The sequence below is a fragment of the Bacillus sp. FSL W8-0223 genome (assembly GCF_038006805.1).
Lineage (GTDB): Bacteria > Bacillota > Bacilli > Bacillales > DSM-4216 > Bacillus_O > Bacillus_O smithii.
In genome coordinates, this window is the sequence record NZ_JBBOVX010000001.1 from 3,295,920 (window position 1) to 3,302,500 (window position 6,581).

The following is a 6,581-nucleotide window of genomic DNA, read 5'->3' on the forward strand; positions in this document are numbered from 1 at the left end:
CGCGCCAAAACTAAAATCCTCTGCTTGAGCAGAGGATTCGTTTTTATTTTTCTCTTAGTATATTCTTTTAGGATATACTGGATATGTTTTTTGAACAGACTATAAAGCAGATTATTGAACGTTTCACGCAATCAATATGGGATATATCTTCCACTGAAACTCGAGCAGCCTTTCTCTCGGATCGTGATATTAATTTTCATTCACGATTTCTTCGCTTCTTTGCCTTTCTAATCTCTGCATTTTTTTATAGGACATCCGCGAAATCCAAATGCTCACTTCGTATAAAAAACAAAGAGGAATGGTCACAATGAGCTGTGACATCACATCCGGCGGCGTAATAATTCCCGCGATGACAAGCAGGACAAAATAGGCGTAACGACGTATTTTGGCCAAAAACTTGGGTGTAACGATGCCAAGCCGGGTTAAAAACATGACCACGATAGGCAATTCAAACAAAATCCCAAAAGGAATAGTGAGTTGGAACAAAAAGTGAAAATATTCGTAAATTCCAATGACTTGATGAATCCCCAGTTTTTCAGATAAGTTTGTCATAAAACGAAGAACAAACGGAAAAAGAACAAAATAGGAAAAAGCAACGCCGAGAAGAAATAACAATACCGTAGCAGGAATATAACTTAACGTGACTTTTCTCTCTTTTTCATATAACCCGGGACTGATAAAGGCCCAAAGCTGGTAAAGAAGAACTGGGGAAGTTAAGATGCATGCGATCACAAAGGACATTTGAAAATAAACTTTCATAGGATCCGTAATGCGAAATGCATTCATCGTCAACTCTTTCGCCAGATCGGCATGCTGCAGAAATTTAATCATCGGCTCCGCTGTAAATAGACCCACAATTACAGCGATCACAAAGAAAACGATCACAATGATGAGACGTTTTCTTAATTCCATGATATGTTCCAGTACCGTCATGTCTTTTCGATTCATGATCGCTCATCCTATCATTACTTGTCGTCGTTCTTTTTCGTTTTTTCTTCTTCTGCTAAGCCTTTAGTTGCTTGTTTAAATTCACGCAATGTATCCCCGGCTGCTTTCCCCAACTGAGGGAGTTTCTTCGGTCCAAAGATTAATAAAGCTGCGATCGCAGTTAAAATAAGGCTGCCCGGTCCCATTCCCAATGTATTCCACCTCTTTCATTTTATCATAAATGATGTAAATCCTTTTTTCTATCGAGTTTCTCTTCCACTTCTTCCTCTTCAGGATAATTTTTCAGAAAATATACTAATGATTGCAATTCAACTGCTAAATCGATATGGTGGACTCGAATGGAAGGAGGAACGGATATTCTTGCCGGCGTAAAATTTAAAATTCCACTGATGTTCACTTTTATTAGACGGTCTGTAATACTTTGGGCGGCCGAAGCCGGAACGGTTAAAATGGCTACCGGAACATTCTCGCCCATCAATCGCTCCTCCAATTCAGCTAAATCATATACCACTACATCGCCAACTTTTTTGCCAATTTTATTTTTGTCGATATCAAACGCCCATTCGATTCTCGTATTGTTGTTTTTCATAAAGTTATAATTTAAAAACGCTGTGCCTAAATTCCCCACGCCAATCAGTGCGACGCTTGTCACTTCATCTTGGTCAAGCGTTTTTCGGAAAAACGACAATAAATAGCTGACATTATATCCGTAGCCTTTTTTCCCTAAGGCGCCAAAATAGGAAAAATCACGGCGGATCGTGGCGGAATCCACTTTGACCGCCTCACTTAATTCTGCTGAAGATACTCGTTCTTTCCCTGAGGCGTACAGATTCTGCAAAAATCGGTAATAAAGAGGCAGACGTTTAGCCGTCGCTTGTGGAATTTTCATGGCTTCTTGACTCATACTCATTCCTCCACAACTTCCAAAAACTATGAATGATGATCTCTGTTATAGTCCGGACTGGAGACACCGCCCGTTTTTTCGAGCAAGTAGGTCGGTCCGATGACCATCCCTTTATCTACGGCTTTGCACATGTCATAAACGGTAAGAGCCGCAACAGAAGCGGCTGTCAACGCTTCCATTTCTACACCTGTATTTCCTACGGTCTTTACTTTAGCCAAAATTTTCAAAGTAAATTTCTCGTTGTATGTCTCCCACGAAAAGGAAATATCGATCCCCTTAATGGGAATGGGATGGCACATTGGAATGATATCCCATGTTTTCTTTGCCGCCATAATTCCGGCCACTTGTGCTACGGCCAACACATCCCCTTTTTGAATCCGGTCATTTTGTATGGCTTCATAAATTTCTTCATTTACTTGGATGCTTGAACAGGCGGCGGCTGTACGGACTGTTTCTGGTTTATGGCTGACATCAACCATTTTAGCCCTTCCCTGTTCGTTAAAATGAGTAAATTTCGACACGATGAATGCCTCCCCATTATGATACACTATTTTTTTGCGAATGTCTGTGTATAATGTGGACATCGATCTAAAACGTATGTCCAGCGGATGTAAGATCGTCGTCAATTCATGCTTCGTTGTGGCTTCCTGCCGGCAGCTTGACTTAACGACCGAAGAGATTGCTTCGATTTCCCGTTCTTTCCGTCTCACACTTCCCCCGTTCTGTTTCTTTCCATTGCCCATTTAAGGAGCTATAAGGTACACTTACACTATAGCAATTGAGGTGAATAAAACAATGATTCTACTGCAAGTTCTTCAACTCACAAAATATTATGGTTCTGAACTTATTTTATCGAATATTAAACTGGAAATACAATCACGTGACCGGATTGCTTTAGTAGGGCGAAACGGAGCAGGCAAATCTACGCTTCTGAAAATCATCGCGGACCAATTGTCATATGATTCCGGCGAAATCATCAAGCCAAAGGATGTGACGATCGGCTATCTTGCTCAAGATACCGGCTTGGAATCGGATTTGACAATTTGGAATGAAATGCTGTCCGTTTTTGGCCCACTGCGGGAGATGGAAAAGAAACTGAGAGATTTGGAAAATCAAATGGCCGATCCGACCGTTTATAACGATCCGGAAAAATTTAAGAAAATCGTGAAAGAATATGACCAATTGCAAATTCAATTTAAAGAACAAGGCGGCTATCAGTATGAAGCCGATATTCGTTCCGTTTTGCACGGTCTTCATTTTCAAGACTATGATTATGAAACCAAAATTTCCTCATTAAGCGGAGGTCAAAAAACAAGGTTGGCCCTCGGGAAACTTTTGCTCTCCAAACCGGATCTTCTCATATTGGACGAGCCGACCAACCATCTAGATATTGAAACTTTAACATGGCTGGAACAATATTTGCAAAATTATCCCGGAGCCATTCTGATTGTATCCCATGACCGCTATTTTCTTGATAAAGTAGTGACCCAAGTATACGAAATTTCCCGGCATAAGGCTAGAAAATATTATGGAAACTACAGTGATTACTTGATTCAAAAAGCAGAGCAATATGAACGGGAAATGAAACAATACGAAAAGCAGCAAGAGGAGATTGAAAAGCTCCAAGACTTCATCCAAAGAAACATCGCTCGCGCTTCGACGACAAAAAGAGCGCAGAGTCGAAGAAAACGACTGGAAAAAATGGAGCTGATGGAAAAACCTGCAGGGGATGAAAAATCGGCTCAATTTTCGTTTGAAATTGCAAAGCAAAGCGGCAATGAAGTGATGCGCGTTAAAGACTTAGCCATTGGATACGGCCGCGGTCCTGTGAGTGAAAATATCCATTTGAACATAACCCGCGGGGAAAGCATTGCGCTTGTCGGACCGAACGGGGTCGGAAAAACCACTCTATTAAAAACGATTATTGGGCTTCTGCAGCCGATCAAAGGATCTGTTCAATTCGGCACCAATGTCGAAATCGGCTATTATGATCAGGAACAAGCCAATTTAACTTCAAATAAAACCGTCCTTCATGAACTGTGGGATGATTTTCCTGATTACAATGAAAAAGAAATTCGGACCGTTTTAGGGAATTTTCTCTTTTCAGGCGATCACGTTTTGAAAACCGTCTCCTCTTTAAGCGGCGGGGAAAAGGCACGGCTGGCCCTTGCCAAACTCATGATGAAGAAAGCCAATTTCTTAATTCTCGATGAGCCGACGAACCATCTTGACCTTGACAGCAGAGAAGTACTCGAAAACGCTTTGATCGATTATCCGGGAACATTATTGTTCGTATCCCATGACCGCTATTTTATCAACCGAATTGCCACTAAAGTGATCGAGCTTTCTCCTAACGGGACCACTGAATATTTGGGAGACTACGATTACTATGTAAACAAAAAACAAGAACAGCTGGAATTATCGCTTTTGGAACAACAAGAAAATCGCCGTACCTCTGATGACGACACAACCGCTTCGAAAAACACGTTTGCACTGGATAAAGAAGCGAAAAAAGCGGAGAGAAAAAAAAGAAGACGAATTGAAGAAATTGAACAAACGATTGAACAAAAAGAAACGCTCCTTTCAGAAAAAGAAGCACTTCTCGTTCAGCCTGACATATTTCAAGATTATGAAAAGGCACATGCCATCAATCAGGAAATCGAACAGCTGAAAGCAGAAATTGATCAGCTTATGGAGGAATGGACGGAATTGCAGGAAAGTTTATAGTTCTCATTGTTCGGACATCCTGTATTCTCTATGAAAAAAGAGGCTGTAGCATCATTGCTTACAGCCTCTTTAGATTTTTACACCATAAATGAAAATCCTCTTATACACGATTTTTCCACACCGTTATTTCCGATATTTTATCAACAAAAAAATCGCTGCCAAGACGGATTGATACCATCGTAATTATCCACAAAATAAATCACATTATTGTCATTGAAACAACCGCAAAAGTCACATTTTTCCACATTATCCACAGACTTATTGACAACATTCCAAATTTATCCTCGAAATTTATCCACATTTAAAAAAAGTTTTTAACATAACGTACTTTGTTTTCCACATATTATCCACATGTTATGAACAATAGTGATTCCTGACGATTCTATTTTCCACAGCTTTTCACCAAAAAGCCCTTCCACGATTCTCACCGGAAGACAAAAAAACCGGCAGCGCCCTTCTGCCGGTCAAAAAACGTCATTATTCATCTCGATTAGAAACAGCACTATTTTTCTAAAGATGGATCCCCGCAAAAACCCTTTTTTTACATCTAAGAATGAGATTAAACGTGATCCAGTTCCAATCCGGGATAGGCGTTCATGTTATAGCCGTCTCGTTTTCCTTTTTCGTAAAAAATGGTCCCTGCAGCCGCAATCATGGCTGCATTATCCGTACATAGCGATAAAGGCGGTATGACTAACTCTACATCCTTCAATTCTTCCATTTTCTTTTGCAATTCGCTACGCAAACCACGATTTGCTGCCACGCCCCCGGCAAGTAAAACTTGTTTTACTTGAAATTGTTTGGCGGCTCTCACTGTTTTTTCAGTCAATACTTCTACCACACTCGCCTGAAAACTTGCAGCCACATCTTCAGGGCGATACTGTTCCCCTCTTTGCTCCGCATTATGCAAAGTATTAATGACTGCTGATTTTAATCCGCTAAAACTGAAATCATAGGATCCGTCTTCCAGCCAAGCCCTCGGAAAATCGATCAATGCTTTTCCTTCATGCGCAAGACGGTCAATGACCGGCCCTCCGGGATAGGTTAGATTCAATGTTCTGGCTACCTTGTCATAAGCCTCTCCGGCCGCGTCATCTCTTGTTTCCCCAATCACTTCGAATGTTCCGTGCTCTCTCATCAGCACTAATTCCGTATGGCCGCCTGAAACTACCAGCGCTATCAACGGAAAGCGCATATCCGTTACGAGCCGATTAGCATAAATATGGCCCGCAATATGATGCACACCGACAAGAGGGATTTGATGAGCAAAGGCAAGCGCTTTTGCCGCGTTGACGCCAATGAGCAGCGCCCCGACAAGACCGGGTCCTTTCGTCACCGCAATCGCGTCTAATTGAGAAAAATCTAGACCGGCTTCCTTGATCGCTTCTTCAATGACAATCGTGATTTGTTCCACATGATGGCGTGATGCGATTTCCGGGACAACGCCCCCAAATCGTTTGTGGCTCTCTATTTGAGACGCCACTTTGTTGGAGAGAATTTCCTTGCCATTTTTGACAACGGAAGCAGCCGTTTCATCACAGCTTGTTTCAATTCCTAAAATGTACATATCCTTTTCCATTATAAGTTCACCCACATTATCAAAGCATCTTCTTGATTATCCGTATAGTACCCTTTACGGATACCTCCTTTTTGAAACCCTAATTTTTTGTAAAGAGACTGAGCTGGCATATTGCTTACCCTAACCTCTAACGTCATCGTTTTCGCCCCAAGCTCCCTTGCCAACTCCATCATTTTGCTCAGCAAAGCTTCGCCAAATCCTCTTCCTCGATATTGAGGCAAAACAGCAATGTTCGTGACATGAGCTTCATCCAAAATAATCCAAGAACCACAGTACCCGGCTACCTTGTCATTGACCACTACCACAAGATAATGGGCAAAATGGTTTTGTTCCAGTTCATAATAAAACGATTCTTTCGTCCAAGGAAGGGTGAAACTCGAATGTTCTACCTCCATCACTTCATCAATATCTTCGATTCTCATA

At 41.5% G+C, this 6,581-nt stretch carries 7 protein-coding genes (1 of these 7 only partly in view); 1 reads left to right on the forward strand and 6 read right to left on the reverse strand.

From position 1 onward, the window contains the following. Positions 1 to 189: 189 nt before the first annotated feature. From tatC to moaC, 4 genes are read right to left on the reverse strand one after another with little or no spacing between them, the layout of a single operon-like run. Positions 190 to 948, reverse strand: a complete 759-nt coding sequence (gene tatC, locus NST81_RS15765) for a twin-arginine translocase subunit TatC (protein WP_340396265.1) — start codon at positions 946 to 948, stop codon at positions 190 to 192. 17 nt (positions 949 to 965) lie between these two features. Next, entirely contained in the window at positions 966 to 1,139 is a 174-nt protein-coding gene (locus tag NST81_RS15770) for a twin-arginine translocase TatA/TatE family subunit (RefSeq protein ID WP_328203447.1), read from the reverse strand. 23 nt (positions 1,140 to 1,162) lie between these two features. Beyond that, the gene (locus tag NST81_RS15775; RefSeq protein WP_003354029.1) at positions 1,163 to 1,852 is read right to left on the reverse strand and encodes a redox-sensing transcriptional repressor Rex; all 690 of its coding nucleotides are present in this window, start codon (positions 1,850 to 1,852) and stop codon (positions 1,163 to 1,165) included. Between the two features lie 26 nt (positions 1,853 to 1,878). Beyond that, positions 1,879 to 2,373: a cyclic pyranopterin monophosphate synthase MoaC gene (gene moaC / locus NST81_RS15780; RefSeq protein WP_048624143.1), complete on the reverse strand. Its 495-nt coding sequence runs from the start codon at positions 2,371 to 2,373 to the stop codon at positions 1,879 to 1,881. Between the two features lie 274 nt (positions 2,374 to 2,647). On the opposite strand from moaC, the gene NST81_RS15785 reads away from it, so the two are divergent. Then, a complete protein-coding gene (locus NST81_RS15785) occupies positions 2,648 to 4,579 on the forward strand; it encodes an ABC-F family ATP-binding cassette domain-containing protein (RefSeq protein WP_327797527.1) in 1,932 nt (643 codons plus the stop codon). Between the two features lie 559 nt (positions 4,580 to 5,138). On the opposite strand, the gene tsaD is transcribed toward NST81_RS15785, so the two are convergent. After that, on the reverse strand, positions 5,139 to 6,158 hold the full coding sequence (tsaD, locus tag NST81_RS15790) for a tRNA (adenosine(37)-N6)-threonylcarbamoyltransferase complex transferase subunit TsaD (RefSeq protein ID WP_327797528.1): 1,020 nt from the start codon (positions 6,156 to 6,158) through the stop codon (positions 5,139 to 5,141). Further along, on the reverse strand, positions 6,158 to 6,581 hold the 3' portion of the coding sequence (rimI, locus tag NST81_RS15795; protein ID WP_003354024.1) for a ribosomal protein S18-alanine N-acetyltransferase. The gene runs 23 nt beyond the window's last position; only the last 424 of its 447 coding nucleotides appear in the window; the start codon falls outside the window, past its right edge — the gene reads right to left on this strand; its stop codon occupies positions 6,158 to 6,160. The genes tsaD and rimI overlap by 1 nt, the downstream gene beginning before the upstream one ends.

Excerpts from the sequence above, each read along its gene's own strand:
- tsaD (WP_327797528.1), bottom strand. The coding sequence starts at position 6,158 with ATGGAAAAGGATATGTACATTTTAGGAATTGAAACAAGCTGTGATGAA.
- tatC (WP_340396265.1), bottom strand. The coding sequence starts at position 948 with ATGAATCGAAAAGACATGACGGTACTGGAACATATCATGGAATTAAGA.
- NST81_RS15785 (WP_327797527.1), top strand. The coding sequence starts at position 2,648 with ATGATTCTACTGCAAGTTCTTCAACTCACAAAATATTATGGTTCTGAA.
- NST81_RS15775 (WP_003354029.1), bottom strand. The coding sequence starts at position 1,852 with ATGAGTCAAGAAGCCATGAAAATTCCACAAGCGACGGCTAAACGTCTG.